12 protein-coding genes are annotated in these 16,414 nt (G+C 70.9%); 2 read left to right on the top strand and 10 right to left on the bottom strand.

The features are described 5' to 3' along the window. Positions 1–7 precede the first annotated feature (7 nt). A complete protein-coding gene (locus EIZ45_RS00745) occupies positions 8–2,119 on the bottom strand; it encodes a hypothetical protein (protein ID WP_134661697.1) in 2,112 nt (703 codons plus the stop codon). Positions 2,120–2,329: 210 nt separating this feature from the next. Here EIZ45_RS00745 and EIZ45_RS00750 point away from each other — a divergent pair, with 210 nt between their 5' ends. Then, positions 2,330–3,607, top strand: a complete 1,278-nt coding sequence (locus tag EIZ45_RS00750; RefSeq protein ID WP_134661696.1) for a threonine/serine exporter family protein — start codon at positions 2,330–2,332, stop codon at positions 3,605–3,607. 118 nt (positions 3,608–3,725) lie between these two features. Here EIZ45_RS00750 and EIZ45_RS00755 read toward each other — a convergent pair whose 3' ends face one another. Genes EIZ45_RS00755 through EIZ45_RS00775 form a run of 5 tightly spaced genes read right to left on the bottom strand, consistent with a single transcriptional unit; the run spans position 3,726 to position 9,859 of the window. Continuing rightward, the gene (locus tag EIZ45_RS00755; protein ID WP_240690530.1) at positions 3,726–3,884 is read right to left on the bottom strand and encodes a hypothetical protein; all 159 of its coding nucleotides are present in this window, start codon (positions 3,882–3,884) and stop codon (positions 3,726–3,728) included. A gap of 57 nt (positions 3,885–3,941) precedes the next feature. After that, positions 3,942–5,123: an alkyl sulfatase dimerization domain-containing protein gene (locus EIZ45_RS00760; protein WP_134736012.1), complete on the bottom strand. Its 1,182-nt coding sequence runs from the start codon at positions 5,121–5,123 to the stop codon at positions 3,942–3,944. Then, the gene (locus tag EIZ45_RS00765; RefSeq protein WP_134661694.1) at positions 5,123–6,445 is read right to left on the bottom strand and encodes an MFS transporter; all 1,323 of its coding nucleotides are present in this window, start codon (positions 6,443–6,445) and stop codon (positions 5,123–5,125) included. The genes EIZ45_RS00760 and EIZ45_RS00765 overlap by 1 nt, the downstream gene beginning before the upstream one ends. A gap of 53 nt (positions 6,446–6,498) precedes the next feature. Further along, entirely contained in the window at positions 6,499–7,818 is a 1,320-nt protein-coding gene (locus tag EIZ45_RS00770) for an alkyl sulfatase dimerization domain-containing protein (RefSeq protein ID WP_037811552.1), read from the bottom strand. Further along, positions 7,811–9,859, bottom strand: coding sequence for an acetate--CoA ligase family protein (locus EIZ45_RS00775; protein ID WP_240690529.1), 2,049 nt, complete (start codon positions 9,857–9,859; stop codon positions 7,811–7,813). Before EIZ45_RS00775 ends, EIZ45_RS00770 begins: the two co-directional genes overlap by 8 nt. Positions 9,860–9,939: 80 nt before the next feature. On the opposite strand from EIZ45_RS00775, the gene EIZ45_RS00780 reads away from it, so the two are divergent. Continuing rightward, positions 9,940–11,109, top strand: a complete 1,170-nt coding sequence (locus EIZ45_RS00780; protein ID WP_134661692.1) for a CdaR family transcriptional regulator — start codon at positions 9,940–9,942, stop codon at positions 11,107–11,109. Here EIZ45_RS00780 and EIZ45_RS00785 read toward each other — a convergent pair whose 3' ends face one another. From EIZ45_RS00785 to EIZ45_RS00800, 4 genes are read right to left on the bottom strand one after another with little or no spacing between them, the layout of a single operon-like run. Further along, entirely contained in the window at positions 11,110–12,096 is a 987-nt protein-coding gene (locus EIZ45_RS00785) for a hypothetical protein (RefSeq protein ID WP_134661691.1), read from the bottom strand. Positions 12,097–12,115: 19 nt separating this feature from the next. Then, positions 12,116–12,928 carry a DUF3592 domain-containing protein gene (locus EIZ45_RS00790; protein ID WP_134661690.1) on the bottom strand — a complete coding sequence of 271 codons (813 nt, stop codon included), beginning with the start codon at positions 12,926–12,928 and terminating at the stop codon, positions 12,116–12,118. A gap of 9 nt (positions 12,929–12,937) precedes the next feature. Continuing rightward, positions 12,938–13,465, bottom strand: coding sequence for a hypothetical protein (locus tag EIZ45_RS00795; protein ID WP_134661689.1), 528 nt, complete (start codon positions 13,463–13,465; stop codon positions 12,938–12,940). 55 nt (positions 13,466–13,520) lie between these two features. Then, entirely contained in the window at positions 13,521–16,391 is a 2,871-nt protein-coding gene (locus tag EIZ45_RS00800) for a hypothetical protein (protein ID WP_240690528.1), read from the bottom strand. Between the last annotated feature and the right edge of the window lie 23 nt (positions 16,392–16,414).

Here is a 16,414-nt window from a genome sequence, read left to right on the forward strand (position 1 = left end):
GAGGCTTTCACCGGCCGCCGAATTGCGCGGCGGCGTCGGTCAGCGCGTCGGTGTCGTCGCGGGCCGCGTAATTGCCGGCCAATCTGGTGAAGTTCTTGGAGATCCGCTGGTCGTGCGCCGGGCTGGGAACGGTGTGCGGGTCGTGGTAGAGCCAGAGCCGCGCGACGATGCTGGTGATCGCGGCCTCGGCGGACTCCCGCCCCGGCTGCCCGTCCGGCACGAGCTTCGCGACGCTGTCGTCGGTCGGCTCGACCGCGGCCAGGCGGCACGGCGCCCGCGTGATCTGGTCGACCAGCCGGACCCAGTCGGGGTGGCCGCTCTTGGCGAATTCGGTGACCAGTTCGTCGACGACGGCCGCGAAGTTGTCGCAGGCAAGGGCGTAATACAGCCGCCGGGCCTGGTCCTCGGCCTCGCCGGTCGGCTCGGCGCAGGTGTTCGCCATCCGCCGGAACACCTCGGCCCACGTCATGGCTACCGGATGGCGGTCGGCGGCGCTCTGCGCGTGCAGACCGGCCAGCAGGCAGGCGAGCAGCCACGGGTGCAGGGCCGCCGGGTGTTCCCGCCCGGGGACGGCGACCGGCCACAGCCGCGAGGGCCGGGCGGCGAAGGTGCTGACCCACAGGTTTTCCCGCAATGCGCGCAGGATGTCGTTCGCGTCGGGAAAGGCGGCCGGATCCAGCGCGGCCGACTGTCCCGGCTGGCCGAGCCGTACCCCCACCGCGACTGCCTGCGGAACGACGGCCGGCAGCGAGTCCGCCAGCAGCGACCGGGGCAGGAAAGAGGTCAGCGCGCGTTCCCACAGCGCGATTCCGTTGTGCGGCTGGAACAGCAGCGACCGGGCGGGCGGGCCGGCGTCGTCCGGCAGTTCGCCGGCGCGGCGGCCGATCTCCTGCGCGGCGGCGGGCAGGCCGCCGGAGAGCCGCTGGACGAACTCGTCGAAGACAGCCGGTTCCCAGCCGTCCGGCGGGGTCGGGGCGAGCTTGCGCAGCACCTCGGGACCGGGCGGGTCCAGCCACACGGGATACCACGCGCGGGTCGGGGAGTCGCCCCGGTCGGCAGTGGCGGCCAGATGATGGGTCCACTGCTTGAAATCGGCCTGGGACAGCAGGGGAATCGGCCGCTTGTCCGGGCAGTCCGCCTTCGTCCGCCACGGTTCCCGCCACCAGTGCCCCCAGGCGGACGACCACCGGTCCATCGCCGCCACGATCAGCAGCGGATCGCGTTCGGGCAACCGATTCTGCCGTGCACGCACGAAGGCGGAGAGGAATTCGCGGCCCGCGGGGGTGGCGTCGACGTTGTCGATCAGCAGCGCCCAGGCGTGCTCGTGCGGGACGTCCTGTCTGTGCGGGGCGAGGCATTCGCACCGGCGCACCGGCGTCGTCCATTGATCGGCACTGCGCGACAAATCGGTCAGGAACGCGTTCAGCACGTGTGGGACCGGGTCCGAACTGCGCTGGCTCAGGTCGATCAGCGAGTCGATCGTGCTGGCTCCCTCCAGCAAGCCGCTGAACCATTTCAGCGCCTGCCGCACGCTTCGCCGCCGCCGGTTCGCGAGCCGCAGCAGCGCGCCGATTCCGCTGCTGACCGCTTGCTGGACCGCGGGTCCCGGCACCTGCGCGCCGATCCCGGACAGCGACAGCGCGAACCGGACCGCCTCGCCGGCCAGGTCCGCGACTGGGTGCTCGTCGTCCTGGTGCAGGTAGCTCCCAACGAGCTGGAGGACGTGCGCCCGGGCCGCGTCCCGGTCCTGCGGCAGGGTTTCGTTCAGTGCCAGCAGGGAAAGCCCGACGCGGTGGAAGGCCGGGTCGCGCGGCAGGTTGTCCCAGTGCCGCGCGAGCAGGAAGGACACGTACGCGGCGGCGGAGATCGGATCGGCGACCTGGGCGTCCTGGAAATCGAGCCGGGCGTGGACGAGCGTGCCGCCGCAGGCGCCGGAGATCGTTTTCAGCGCGGTGCTCTTGCCCGAACCCTTCGGCCCGAGCAGCGCGACGACCGGCTCCGGCACGGCCGTTCCCGCCGCAGGTCGCCGGAAGGCTTGCCGGACAAAGAGTTCTGCGGCGGTCAGCACGTGCGGTTCCCCCAGGTCCTGCCGTTCGGCGCGCGATGCGGTACGAGGCACGGCAGAAGGTGTATCGGTTCAGATGTGGGCCGTGTCACAGGTTTCGCGGCGGTTCACTCCAAAGTGTGGCCCTCGAGGTCGCTCGCGCAAGCGGCTGTCCGGGGGTGTTCTGCTAAGCGGAAGTCAGGATCCGCCACGATCGGGCGAAGGGTCCCGTTCGGCGCGTTCGCGGGCGCTTTCTTGTCGGGGCGGCTGCTTAAAGTGCGGGGCATGGCAGTGGACGAGCGCGAACGGGCGCGACGGGTGCTGAGCTTCGCTCTCGAGGTGGCGATGCAGATGTTCCGGCAGGGCATCGAAACTGCCGTCGTCGTGCGTACGGTCCGCGGGCTGGCCGCGGCGGGCGGCGTCGAGGATCTGCGGATTTCGGTGGGAGTACGGGCAATTCACCTCCAATACTGCGGCGGCGGGGAAGAACCGCTGGTGCTGTTCGGGAGCGTGCGGGCGAACGACGCGCGCGACATCGGCCGGATGGGAGACTTGGAGGCGCTCGCCGTCCGCGCGGCCGCCGGTACGATTTCGCCTGCCGAAGCTGAGCGCGACGCCGGAATCCTCGCTCAAGCGGGGCCGACTTGGCCGTGGTACGTGAGTTTGCTCGGCGGCTGCCTGCTCGCGGCGATGATCTGCCTTCAGGCGAACGGAACCGTGCTCGCCGCGGCGGTGTCGGCCGGCTTGTTCGTTCTCGCCAACCGGGTGGGTTGGGCGTTGAGCACGGTCGGCATCGCGGAGTTCTTCCAGCTCGCGGCCAAAGCCAGCACGGTGCTGGTCGTCGCGATCTCCTTGCTGTCGCTCGGGATGCTGACCGGGCACGAGGCGGCGAGCCTGTCGGCGGCGAACCTGGTGCTGCTGCTGCCGATCCTGTCGCTGGTGTCGCTGGTCGAGGACGCGGTCGGCGACTTCCACCTGATGGCGGCCGCCCGGATCGTGACGGTCCTGCTGCTCACCGGGGCGATCGCGACCGGCGTGATGGTCGTGGTGTCGGTGGCGAACGACCTCGACATCCTCGGCGCGGCAAGCCGGGTGCAGCTCGCCGCGCTGCCGCTGGCCCTGGTCCCGGTGACGGCCCTGGTGGGTGCACTGGGCAACGCGATCCTGATGGGCACGCCCGCGCGCTGGTGGCTGCTCGCCTGCGGGGCGGGGATCGTGACGTCACTGGCCAACTGGACGGGCCGGTCCGCGCTCGGCCTGTCGGCTCCGGTGTCGATTTTCCTTGCCACGACGGTGCTGGGCATGCTGGCGGGGGTGGCTTCGCGGACGCTGAAGGTGCCGACCGCGGTGGTCACGATCCCGGGCTTGACGGGTGCGGTGCTGCCGGGGCCCGCGCTGTATTTGAGCCTGTCGCAGGTATTCGCACGGGTCCCCGGCGCCTGGGACGCAGTAGCGGAGACTATTGTGTCCACCGCAGCGATCGGGGTCGGCGTTGTGCTCGGGTTGCAGCTCGCGGCGTTGCGCCGACCTGAGGCTGCGGTGTCGGGGGCTCCTCTTGCTTAGCCGGGGCCGGAAAGTGTGGAGGTTCCTGTCGTGGTTGTCTCGACCACGCTTGCCTCGGTTGCTGCGGTCTGTGCTTCCGAAGGTCGGCGCTGGCCGGATGCCAATTGTCGCCGCGGCATCACCAGCCGTTGCGGTAGAAACTCCGCGACACGTAACTGCTGGCTTCCTCGGCCCGCACCGCGCACAACTCGTCCTTCATCGCCCGAGCCTGCCTCGTCAGTGGATCGTCGCCGGGCGCGCGTCCGTCACCGCGCAGCCGTTTGGCGTGGTCGAGCACCGCGTGCTTGTCCGTGATCCTCTTGGCGCTGGCCGGTCGCCAAGTGTCCCCGCGGCATCACCAGCCGCTGCGGTAGAAACTCCGCGACACGTAACTGCTGGCTTCCTCGGCCCGCACCGCGCACAGCTGCTCCTTCATCGCCCGCGCCTGCTTCACCAATGGATCATCGCCAGGCGCGAGCGCCAGCAGATCGATGACATGCAACGCTTCCTGCACCCGCCCGTCACCGCGCAGCCGTTCGGCATGGTCGAGCACCGCCTGCTTATCCGTGATCGCCTCCGCGCGGGCAGCGGCCGCGACGTCCGGGCGGGACGGGTGCAGGGTCGTCGGATTTCCGTCCCACCACCCGGTTTCCGAGCGGACGATATCGCGGACGATGTATTCCCGATGCCCGTAGCGCTCGCGCATCCACGGCACGTCGAACAACTCAGCCGGGTACCGGAGATCGTGCACGATGTCGTCCACCCTCCGGCCCCGGTTGAGCTCGTCCACCACCGCGCTGCGCAGCCACCGGAGCGCGGCGGCGGTCATGGTGAGCTGCCGGACCGGGTCCTCGCGCACCACCGGGCCGAATTCCGGCACCAGGACCGCCGGGTTGAGTGCGGCGAGCCGGTCCAGGGTGTCGGCCCAGCGGACGGTGTCGCGCATGGTCCGCATGGGCGTCCCGATGTTGGGGATGCCGTTGATCACCGCGGCGCTGCCGTACAGAACCCGTTGGGAAGGCAGCCACACCGCGGTCACGTCATCGGTTTCGGAGGGCGCCCACAGCAGCCGGACGTCCGGGGTCAGCGTCAGCGCTTCCCGGTAGGTCTGGTCGGGGAAGGTGAGCGGCGGGGGAGCCGACAGGTCGTCCATCGGGCGGCGGAACTGCCGGGTGTTGATGTGGTTCTGCAATCCGGCCGTCTCGAGATACCGCTGGTAACGCCGGACGACGTTCTCGTGCGCCACGACGGTCGGGCGGCGTTCGCCGTGCGCGGCCGCGTAATCGAAGAACCCGGGCACGCCGTAGTTGTAGCCGAGATGCCCATGGCTGTAGACGATCCACCGCACCGGTTCGCGCAGCTGGTCCAGCACCGGCGCGACAAGGTCCGGGGACGGTCCGGTGTCGACCACGACGAGGCCCGACGCGGTTTCCACCGCCAGGCTGTTGCCCTGCAAGCCGATCGAGCGCACGCCGGGCGCGACCTCGGTGACCTGGCCGCTGCCGTAGAGCGGGTTTTTGGTGTCCTGGAAAGGCATCAGCGAACCACCTCGGTGCGGAGCCCGAGCCGCCGCGCGGTGCGGTCGGGGTTGACGAAGAAGACGGCCAGCAGACCGCCCGCAATGGACAGCAGGCCGCTGATCGTGAAGGCGAGCGTGAAGCCGCTGACCGGCGACGAGGCGGCCTGGATCAGCCGTCCGGTGAGGTACGGGGCGAGCAGTCCGGCGGTGGTCACCAGGCCGACGGTGATGGACAGCACGGCGCCGCGCTGGCGGGTCGGGCTGATCTCGGCGTTCATCGTGACGCCGAGCGCGAACACGACCCCGCCCAGGCTGAAGGCGATGGTCAGCAACGCGATCTGGAACCAGCCGCCGGTGTGCGGGAACAGCAGCATCGCGAGCCCGGAGATCAGCACCGCGATCCCGCCGAGCACGCCGCGCGCCACCCGGCTCGACACCCCGCGCCGCATCAGCCGGTCGCTCAGCGCGCCCTGGGCGAGGTTGAACACGACCGAGGCGATCCACGGCAGCGCGACCAGGGTCCCGGTGGTCACCGTGCTGTAGTGCAACGCCGTTTCCAGGTAATGCGGCACCCACGCGACCAGCACGGCCAGGGCCCAATACGCGGCGAATCCGGCCAGGAACCCGCCGAGCCAGGTGCCGTTCAGCAGGATCCGCCGGTACGGGACACGCGGTTCGTCCGCTTCGGACTTGACCGCGTTCGCGTGCACCGACGCGGTTCCGGCGACCTTGCCCTCCCGCCCGAAGATCGCCCACAGCACCGACCACAGGAGGCCGACGACGAGCAGCGCGAAGAACGCCCACCGCCAGCCGTACCCGACGATCAGCGCGGTCAGCAGCGGCGACGCGAGCGCCACGCCGATGCCGGAACCGGCGTTCAGCAACGCGCTCGGCAGGCCGCGTTTCTCGTTGGGGAACCACTTGTACGCCGCGTGCATGGCCAGCGGGTTCGCCGGGCCCTCGGCCGCGCCCAGAACGATCCGGCTGACCAGCACCGCGCCGAACCCGACGGTGCCGAGCATCGGGGCCTGGGTCAGCGCCCAGACGACGCCCAGCACCAGCAGGATCCACTTGGTCGGCACGCGATTCGACACGAAGCCGACCACGATCGCGGAGATGCTGAACAGGAAGTAGAACCCGCTGCTGATCAGGCCGTACGCCTCGGGCGACAGGCCGAGATCGTGCATCAGCGGTTTCGCGGCGAGACCGAGCACGGCCTTGTCCGCGAAGTTGATCAGCATGAACACCAGCAGCAGCCCGGTGACGACCCAGCCGCGGGCGCTGGTGCCGCGGGTGCGCCCGCCGGCGGCGGTTTCGGCGGGGAGAGCGGGAGCGTTCATCGTGGGGTCCCCATTTCAACGTCGTTGTCGGACGGGGTGGTGCGGAAGGCGGGTCAGAAGGCCCAGCGGGTGCGGCCCGCGGTGCGGGCGCGCAGTTGTTCGGCGCGGTCGGTTCCGTCGAGCACGGCTTGGGATTCGGCGGCGGCCCAGGCGTAGACGCCCTTGGCCATCGTCGAGGTCGCGGCCTTTTCCAGTGCGGTGAACACTTCCGCGCGGGCGGTGTGCGCGGTTTCGTCGTCCGGGGCTGCGTCCACGGCAAGCTGGGCGAAGTGCCCGGCCAGCCGGTGTTCGCCGGCGGCGAGCAGTTCCCGCGCCCGCGCGGCCAGCCGGTCGGAGCCGCCGGACAGGTCGGCGAGTTCGCGGGACAGTTCGGCGCGGCGCGCGGGTTTGAGGTTGGCCGGGTTGCCGTCGTACCAGCCGCCGTAGAGCCGCCAGACGTTGCGGACGACGAATTCCGGCTCGTCGTAGGACGGTTTGAGATACGGCTTGGCCAGCAGTTCGGCGGGCGCGGTGACGCCGTGCACGACCTCGTCGAGCGTGGCTCCCGCGTTCATCGCGTCCACGGTCTGGTCGTGCAGGGTCTCGAGGAACTCGGCGGTGTCGGACAGCGCGGTCCGGATGCGGTCGGCGCCGACGATCGGCACGCCGTGCCCGGGCAGCAGCAGCTCCGCGCCCAGCCCGGCCATCCAGCGCAGCGCCCGCGCCCACTCGGCGGCGTAGCGCTGGACCTTCTGCGGGTTGCCCGGGTTGGGGGAGGACCAGATGAAGAAGTCGCCGCAGCACAGGATTTTCCGGTCGGGCAGCCACGCGATCGTCGCGTCGTCCGTCTCGCCGCGGCCGTGTTTCAGCTGGACGTCCAGGTCGCCGATCCGCAGGGTCGTGGTGTCGCGGTAGGTGACGTCGGGGTGCCGGTAGCGGTCCGGCCAGCGGAATCCGGGCGACTGGAACTGCCGCTGGTTGATCACCGTGTTGTAGCCGCGGGTGCGTTCGTACCGCTCGAAGCGCGGCGGCGTGTTCTCGTGGGCCAGCACGGACGGGCGACGCCAGCCGCGCTCCTCGGCTTCGAGGTCGAACGGGCCGACGCCGAAGACGTGGTCGATGTGCCCGTGCGAGTAGACGGCGGTGTGCAGCGGCGCGTCGGTGCGGGCGCGGGTCGCGCCGAACAGGTCCTTCGCGGTGCGACGTTCGCCGGTGTCGAAGCAGAACAGGCCGTCGGCGGTGGGGAAGAGGAAGACGTTGCCGAACGCCGGCCACATCCAGACGCCCTCGGCCAGCTCGTGCAGACCGTCCTTGCGCAGGGTGCCGGTGTGGTAGACGCGGGTGTCGGCCTCGCCTCGCCAGACCTTGTCGGCGTAGTCGAGCAGGTCAGTCACGGGATGCCTCCTGAGCGTTCTCGGTGAAGAGCGCGTCGACGGCGACCAGGTCGTCGCCGGTGACGCAGAGCGGGTTGAGGTCGGCTTCGGCGAATTCCGGATGGTCGCCGAGGATGCGGACGAGCCCGTCGATCGCGGCGGCGACGGCGGGGACCGGTGCGGCGAGGACGTCGCCGGCCCACGCGGCCAGTTCCGTCCGCTGCTCTGGGGTAGCCGGGAGCAGCAGCGCGCGCCGGGGTGCGGTGGGGTCTTCGGCGCGGTCGCCGCCCGCACCGAGGACGATTGCGGTGCCGTACAACGGGTCTCGTGTCGCCCCGAGGGCGAGCTCGGCGGTGTGCGGCAGCAGGGGTTGCACGACGAGGATGCGGTCCGGGTCGGTGGAGACCTCGTCCAGCCGCGCTTGGAAGGTGTCCAGCACCGCGGGCAGTTCAGCCGCCGTGACGCCGACGCGGACGAGTCCGGCCCGGGCCCGGTGCGGCACGTCGGCGGCGTCGCCCTTGACCACATACGGCCCCGGCCAGCCGTTTTGTCTTATCTTGGCGGCAAGATCGACCCCGGCGACGGTGTCCACGTGCGGGATGCCAGCGCCTTCCAACAGCGGAATGGCACGCAGTTCAGTCCACACTGGACGGTCATCGGCCGCGGCGTGGTGCGCGGGCTCGGGGACCCGGTCGGGCACCAGCACCCGAAGCCGACGCACGAGAGCGCCGATGCTGGGCAGCACGGTGTCCGGCCGTCCGACGCTCGCCAGCTCGCCGGGCGGCGCACAGGCCCAGACGAACCACGTCGGCGTCCGCATCGCAGCGGCGGCCGCGGCCAGCCGATGGTAGGCCTCGCGGAACCGGTCGCCGAACGTCAGATAGAGCACGACGCCGTCCAGTTCCGGGTCCTCGTCGAGCGCGCCGAGCAGATCGCCGACCCGGCCGAGCCAGCGGTCGATGTTGCCGCCGAGGTCGACGGGGTTCTCATCAGCGGCCTCGACGCCGCCAACCTCCGCGAGTTTCGCGCGCGTCGCACCGGAAAGCGGCGGAATCCGCACTCCCAGCGCGGTCAGGTTGTCGGCGAGGATGCCGCCCGCGCCACCGGACATGGTGAGCACAGCGAGCCTTGGTGCCGGAGGAAGCGTCGTGTCTTTGCGGGCGCAGAGCACCGCGTCCACGAGCTGGTCGTCGTCGGTGACCAGGTGGATTCCTTCCTGACGGCACAGCGAAGCGAGCAAGAAGTGATCACCGGCGACGGCCGCGGTGTGAGACAGCGCGGCCTGTCGACCGGCGGCGCTGCTGCCCACCGCGAGCGCGACCACGGTCTTGCCCGCCGCCCGCGCCTGACGGCCGAGCGCGCGGAGACCGTCCGCGTCGCGCACGCCTTCGAGGTAGAGCACGAGCACCTCGACGTCCGGCTGGTCGAGCAGGTCGCTGCCGATTTCGTGGCTGGACAGGCAGGCTTCGTTCCCGACGCTCGCGTAGTAGGAGTAGCCGATCCCGGCCTGTTCGAGCAGGTCAGCGAGCACGAATCCCATCGCGCCGCTCTGCGTGACGATCGCGATCGGACCCGGCGGCACGCGCTCGCGGTCGAGGAAAACCGTCGTCGACAGCTGCACACCGGCCGGGTGGCTCACCACGCCCAGGCAGTTCGGGCCGAGCACCGGCAGGTCTCCGGCAGCTTCGCGCAGTTCGTCTTCGAGCGCGGTGTTGCCGCCCTCGGCGAAACCGGACGCGAACACGATGACCGCCCCGGAGCCGAGTTCGCGCGCCTGCCTGACCAGCGTGGGAACCGTTTCCGCCGGGGTCGCGAGGACCACGAGGTCGGGGCCGTAGCCGATCTCGGCGAGCGAGCCGACCGTGCGGACGCCGGGCAGGTCGAGCGGGCCGCGGGAGACCGCGAAGATCTCGCCGCCGTAGCCGCCGCGCAGCAGCCGGTCCAGCGCGATCCGTCCCCAGGAGAGCGCGGTGGTCGCGGAAACGCCGACCACGGCGACCGATTTCGGGCGGAACAGCGGCTCGCAGCGCATCGGTGCGGGACCTCCTGTGATCGCGGTCATGGACACAACCCCAACTGTCGCCGCTGGCCTCTCCAGCTGGTAGCGCACATTGCCCAGGTTTTCGGCTACCGTGCTGTGACATGTCACAACTGTCGTGGCGCAGCTTCGAGCATCGGCTGCCGAAGCTGGCCGAGCGGACCATCCGCCGGTACGTCGAGACCTCGCCGCACTACCGCGGCAAGGCGCCCGCGCACCTGCACCAGCACATGGCGCACACGGTCCGCGAGTTCGGCCGGATGTTCTCCCGCGCGGCGCGGGAGGGGGACGAGCCGCGAGAGGACGAGCTGGAGCTGTTCCGGCAACGCGGCCGGGAGCGAGGCGCGGAGGGGCTGCCGGTCGGCGAGTTCGTGCACGCCTACCTCCTGGTGGCCGAGGAGATGTGGGCGGAGGTCGACGACCTGTCCGGCGGGTCTCCGCCGGACGGAGCGGCGGCGGTGCTGCTGAAGTGCATGCACCGGGTGATGAACGCGGCGGTGCAGGCGCACCAGAAGGAATTCCAGACCGCGGATCACGAACAACGCGAGGCGGCGCGGGCGCTGGTGCGGCGGCTGGCGGCGGGGGAGTCGGTCCCGGAGCCGGCGGACGTCCGGCTAGCCCCGGCGTACGGCGTGCTGGCGCTGCGGTTCGCCGTGGACCCGGCGGATTCCGTCGGCGACGCGGTCGGCCGCCATCTCGCCGGGCAGCGGAAGGTGCGGTTGCTGTTGCAGCACCTGCGCCGCGAACTGTCCGGAGACGTGCTCGCCGCGCTGGATCCCGACGGCGGCTTGTTGTTGCTTCCATCCGGTTCGGACAATGCCGAAGCGGTGCTGGACGAGGCTCGACTGGCGGTGCCGCGAGCGCATCAGACGTCGGGCGTGGAGATCACCGGCGCGTTCGCGCACGCGGCCGAACTGTCGGAAATCCCGGCGGCGGTAGCGGAAGCGGAGCGGCTGCTGCGGTTGAACGCAGTCCCGGACACTGTTGCGGTCCTTGCGGATCACCTCTTCGAATACCAGCTCAACCACGACAGCGCGGCCACCCCTCAGTTGCGCGCGCTGGCGTCCCGGCTGGATGGCGAGCCTGATCTGACGACGACGCTGCGGACGTATTTCGAGACAGACTTCAACCGTCGCGAGACCGCGCGGAAGCTGCACGTCCATCCGAACACAGTGGACAATCGCCTGTCGCGCATCGCCAACCTGACCGGCGCGGATCCGCGCACCGCCAAAGGACTTTTGCTGCTCGGCGCCTCGCTGGGACTGACGGGCTGATCACCCAGCGAGGGAAGCGCTGCCGTTGGGGCCGGTGACCGTAACGCGGATGGTGCGAGCGGACGGCAGCTGCACAACGGTGACCTGCCAGGTCTGCGGTGTTCCGACGTCGAGGGTCTGCAAGGCTTTCCGGACCAGGCGCGGGATCTCGGTGACGGGCAGGGTGCGCAGGTCGAATCGCGGGACCTGGACCCCGGTCGGGGCGAAGACGACCGTCAGCCGGTGCTCCTGGACGACCGCGGTGAGCGTCTGCGAGACGTCCGTGGCCTGGGCCAGCCCGTCGACGGCGCGGCGCAGTTCTCCCTCGTCCAGCAACGATTGCTCGGGGCCGACGTCGACCGTCGCGGACCCCGAGGAAGTGGTCTCCGTGGAGGACGCGGGCGGCGGTGACGGAGCTTCCGGAGCGAACAGTTCGGCGCGGAAGAGCCCGAGAACGGCGCCCGCGCCGAGCAGTATCCCGACGAGGGTGAGGGCACCGGCCGCGCACCCCTCCGGCGGCGGGGCGACCAGAGCGGACTCGGGAGCGGGTTCGATGACCGCTTCCGCCGCCCGGCGCTGCCATTCCGGCGTCGGGTTGTCCACGAGCCGGACCTTCCACGGCCGCTCCGGCGGGTAAGCGACCACCAGGACGTCGCCCTTGCGGTAGTTCGGGAGATCGACCAGGTTGACCGTGCGGGTCGCCGTCGCGCGATGCGCCGGCTCCCCGTCCGGCGCCACCGTGAGGACGAACTCGACCGGGAGATCGCCCGTTTCCGTGCCGCCGGCGCGGAGGCTTTCGATCCGGGCGAGTGCCACTGTCGGCGGGACTGCCGCCTCGCGGGCGCGTCGCGGCAGGCCGCCGAGCCAGACGAGAACGCCGTAGCCGAGCGGAATTCCGAACCCGGCCACGAACAGCGGAACACTTTCGACGATGATCCCGACGACGAGCGAGCAGACGGTCGCTCCGACGACGATGCCGGTCAGGAAACCGAGCGCGATCGTGCGCATGGACGTGCTCCAGACTTGGTCAGCGGGAAACCGGTTCCACCAGAACGGCTTTCGGGTCCTGCGGGTCGTAGCGGACCCGCACGGCCGAACCCTCGGAAGGGGCTTGGAAGAGCGGCGTGATCATCGTGGTCACGGCCTCGCGCTCGCCGGTCTCGGTGGGAAACCGCACGTGGACGCTGAATCGCGGATTCCCCATCACCCAGACGTTGGTGAAATCCACCCGGGTGAGGACGCCCGTCGCCTGGCGGCCGCACTGCCGCAGCGCCTGCTCGCGATCGTCCGCCTCGGCCGCGCGGAGGAAAGACCGCAGCAGCACCACGATCAGCACGAGCGCGATGAGCCCGGACGCCGCGGGCACCAGAAACGGCTCGTAGTAGATCACCCAGTCCACATCGGACCACGGCTCGGCCTTGCCGTCGAGGAAGGGCAGCCGTTCGCCGACCGATTCGGGCGGTGTCCACGACGGAGCCGCCACGCCGCTGCCCAGCGTCACGCCGAGTGCTGCTGCCAGTGAGCTGGCTCGGAAGCTGATTCCCATACGGCGCAACGACATCCCGCCGCCCGACAGCATCGCGAACCCCAGCGACGACGCGATCGTCACCGCCAGGCTGAAGAACAACACGAGCGAACCCGCCGGTCCCGCGTCGGCCCCCCACGCGCCGACGCGGTTCAGCGACATCAGCCGGAAGCCGTCCAGCAGCCCGAGCGCGCCGGACCAGCCGGCGACCGCCCAGGCGAGCGTCGTGGGAATCCCGAGAAGCCACAGCCGCCGGCTCGACGCACGGTTCTGTTCAGGGTCGTCCGCGAGCCCGAATACCGAGGAGTTGAACACCGCGGCCGCCTACGCGAGCGGGCCGAACACGGCGACCTTCGCCGGATCGGCGGGGTCGAGACGGGCTTCGTGCCGGGTGCCGGGCGCGTACTGCTGGATCGTCGCCTGCGGGGTGATCAGCGGGGTGACCGTCCGGTACATCATGCCGTCGGCGCGGGTGACCTCCAGAGTGGCGGTGTACTGCGCCTGCCCGGCGACCGTCCGGCCGGTGGGCTCCAGCGCGCGGATCACCAGGGTGGCCTTCTCGCCGGTGTCGTACAGCCGGCGCAGTTCGGTGCCGTAGGCCTGCAGTTCCTGCTGCTGACGCAGCTGCTCCTGCATCGGCAGCGCCAGGAACGCAGCCATCTCGGGGTCGGCCGCGACGTTCCGGTACGCCTGCGCGGCCAGCTGCGGCGTCGGCAGCTGCGGGGTGATGTCGTGCCCCTGCGCGGCGGCCGCCTGCCGGAACTGCTCGGCGTGCTGCTGGAAGTCCTGCGCGCCCTTCGCCATGCCCTGCTGGGTCGCTTCGTTGATTTTGTCGCGGATCTTCTTGAACATCGGGTGCCCTTTCGCTGTGCCGGTGTGCTGGACACAGCTTCGGGCGGGCGGGTTGCTACCGAACCCAAGTTTTGGCGTCGTCGGTGGCGTCGAGGCAGGTCAGGGCTGCCCAGAAGATCGGGGAATGGGCTGGTTCGGGTCGCTCGCGCCAGTGGGCGAGCCGGGCCCGCTGCCAGGCACACACCTCAGCAACCGGGTCCCCTCCGGCAAGCGCGGTGTCCACGGCGATGATCAACTCAGCGATCGGATCCGCGCCCGGCACCGCGGCCGACGTCGGCAGCGCCCACACCGTTGCGGCCACCAGCCCGGCCCCGGCGGCGACCGCGGCGAGCAGGACGCCGAACGGTTCCGGCAGGCCGAAGTCGCTCGCGCTGGCGCAGCCGATCAGCGCGACCCGCGGGGGCATGTCCACTTCGGACAGTGCCAGGTCGGCAGCGGTGAACGGCCGGTGCGCCCCGATCGGTGCGGCGGTGCCGGGCAGGTCGGCCGAGCACGACAAGTGCAGCGCGGTCTGCGCACCGTGGACGTCCTGGATGCGGCTGACGTGCCCCGCGAACACCAGCCGCGAACACGGTTCCGTCAGCAGGTCGGCGAGCAGCCGGCGGTCGGTGTCGGTGCGGCGGACCAGGTCGAGGCCGCGCTCGGCGGCGGGGCGGACGGGGCCTGCGGCGAGTTGTGCGTCGAGGTGGCGGATCAGCGGGGAAGCGGCGGTTTGCTTGCCGAGCACGGAGCCCAGCTCGCCGAACGCGCTCTGCCCGGGGATTCGCGGGTCGAGCAGGTAGACGGGCGGTCCGGCGGGAGCCGGTTCGCGGCGCGGGATTCCGGCGGGGGCGAGCAGCGAGACGTCGGCGAGGTCGAGGATCCGGACGTCGCTGTCGAAGCAGGTGTCGACCTCGTCGGCGTCGAGCGCGTGGTCCGGGCGACGGTCGGGCAGAGCGAGCAGGCCCCACGGGACCGCGGCGAGCGCGGGGGACGGCTGGATTCGCAACAGCGGACGGTTGGCGCGACGGAGTTGCGCGACGAGATCGGCGGGCAGGAGGTTGAGCGCGAGGACGCGAGCAAGGCGTTGCTCAGCGGCGAAGCTGCCGAAAGCGTCGAGCGAACGACGGACCGCGTCCGCGACCGGCTCGCTTTCGCGCGGTGTCGGGGAAGCCTCGGCGAGGAAGCCGCGCGCGGTGTCGACGAGATCAGCGTCGATGGGGTGAGTGTGGACAGTGTCGAGGTCGCTGGTGGTGCGCCAGCTGAGGTAGGTGTGCCCGGCGTCGGCGTAGCGCAGGATGAATGTCTCGCGACCGGGTGCGGCGGCGGGCCAGGTCGCGACAGCCCCCGGCTCCGACCTGCATCCGTAGCGTTCGGCGGCCAGCTGGGACCAGGTGTCCAGCTCCATCGGCGAGGACGGCGACCACCGCAGCCCGGGCGGCGGGGCGAGCCGGAGCGGCAGCGACGAGGTGACCGAACCCAATGCTGCCAGGGGAAGCTGACCGTCCTCGACCGCCGGGGCCAGCGCGGGAAGCGCGCCGGTCAGGTTCAGCGAACGGTCCTCCGGATACGCCCCGACCGCGCACGCGCGTTCGATCAGCTCTGCGGTCAGCCGCGTTTCGCGGAGTTGGGTCAGCAGGACCATCAGCAGCTCCGCCGCTGGGCCCGCGACGCTGTTCGCCCACGCGGTGCGGGCCTGAGCCGACGCGAACGCGAACCGGTACTCCTGCGCGGCGAGGGTCACTGGCAACAGCAGGTCCAGCACCGCCCGCGGGTCTTCGCCGCGTTCGTAGCCGATCGCGGCCGCGAGGTAATCGGCTCGCAGGCACTCCAGCCATTCGCCCGACTCGCGCGCCGCCGCCTGGAGCTGGGCCACGTGCTCTTCCGCCGACGTCCAGTCGCCGTCGGCCGCCGCACAGCGAGCCAGCGCCGCGACGAGCCGTCGCGCGCCGGGGGTGTCGCCGTTCGCGGCCCACAGCTTTCCCGCGTGCTCGAACTGTTCTCGCGCCTGCGCTGCAGCACCGGCGAGCAGGAGCAAGCTGCCCAGCGCGTAGCTCGCCTCGGCGACGTCGCCGGTCACCCCTGCGGCAGCGAGTTTGTCTCGGGCCTGGACTATGGCCGCCATCGCGCCGCGGAAATCTCCGTCGAGCGCGCGGGTTTCGGCCAGGCTGATGGCGAATTTCGCCGCCGTCGGACCTTCGTGCCGGGCGTTGAGCCGCAGGAAATCCGCCGTCGCGTCCGCTTCCTCGCCACCTGCCTGGCGGATCCGGGCGCGTTCAGCCCGGGCCATGGCTTGCAGCGCCGCCACCTGGTCGCGGACCTCGTCCACGTCCGCGAGGCGGTCCAGGCGAGTCAGAATCTCGTCGATCGCGTCCCGCGCACCGGCCGGGTCCCCGGCGGCCACCTGGACGCGCACTTCGAGGATGCGCAGCTCCAGTTCGTCGGCACCGTGCGGGTCGAGTTGTTCGCGCGGGAACTGGCCGGGTTCGGCGGCCTTTCGGAACGCTGCGCGCCGCCGCCGATCCGCCAGCAACTCGCGTGCCTGGTCGAGGTCACCCTCCTCAGTGGACAGTGCGATGAGGACGCGTTCCGCTACCTCGCGAGAGCCTTCGATCATCCGCAGTTCGGCGTACTGTCCGAAGTGGACGATAGCGGCGGTGCTGACCGCGAAGACGTTGAGGACGGCTTCCGCGCACTGGCGCGCATTGCGGAGGTCGCCCGCGGAGTAGCAGACCGTGGCCAGATCGCTGACCGCGGCGACGTCGAGGCTGACGCGGTCGAGCTGCTGAGCGAGCTGTCGCATCCGTGCATAAGCCCGCTGTGCCCCGGCGACATCCCGTGCCGCGGCGAGTTTCTTGGCCTCGCTCTGGACGGCGGAGGCTTCGGCGAGCAGCGCATCGTACTCGGCTTGGCTCAGCGAGCAGGCGGGCAATTCCTGGTACGCCATCGCGTCGAGGCTGAAATGCCTTG

It is taken from the genome of Amycolatopsis sp. CFH S0740 (genome assembly GCF_004522315.1).
Lineage (GTDB): Bacteria > Actinomycetota > Actinomycetes > Mycobacteriales > Pseudonocardiaceae > Amycolatopsis > Amycolatopsis nivea.

Excerpts from the sequence above, each read along its gene's own strand:
- EIZ45_RS00775 (WP_240690529.1), bottom strand. The coding sequence starts at position 9,859 with ATGACCGCGATCACAGGAGGTCCCGCACCGATGCGCTGCGAGCCGCTG.
- EIZ45_RS00750 (WP_134661696.1), top strand. The coding sequence starts at position 2,330 with ATGGCAGTGGACGAGCGCGAACGGGCGCGACGGGTGCTGAGCTTCGCT.
- EIZ45_RS00795 (WP_134661689.1), bottom strand. The coding sequence starts at position 13,465 with ATGTTCAAGAAGATCCGCGACAAAATCAACGAAGCGACCCAGCAGGGC.
- EIZ45_RS00785 (WP_134661691.1), bottom strand. The coding sequence starts at position 12,096 with ATGCGCACGATCGCGCTCGGTTTCCTGACCGGCATCGTCGTCGGAGCG.
- EIZ45_RS00760 (WP_134736012.1), bottom strand. The coding sequence starts at position 5,123 with ATGCCTTTCCAGGACACCAAAAACCCGCTCTACGGCAGCGGCCAGGTC.
- EIZ45_RS00780 (WP_134661692.1), top strand. The coding sequence starts at position 9,940 with ATGTCACAACTGTCGTGGCGCAGCTTCGAGCATCGGCTGCCGAAGCTG.
- EIZ45_RS00800 (WP_240690528.1), bottom strand. The coding sequence starts at position 16,391 with ATGGCGTACCAGGAATTGCCCGCCTGCTCGCTGAGCCAAGCCGAGTAC.
- EIZ45_RS00765 (WP_134661694.1), bottom strand. The coding sequence starts at position 6,445 with ATGAACGCTCCCGCTCTCCCCGCCGAAACCGCCGCCGGCGGGCGCACC.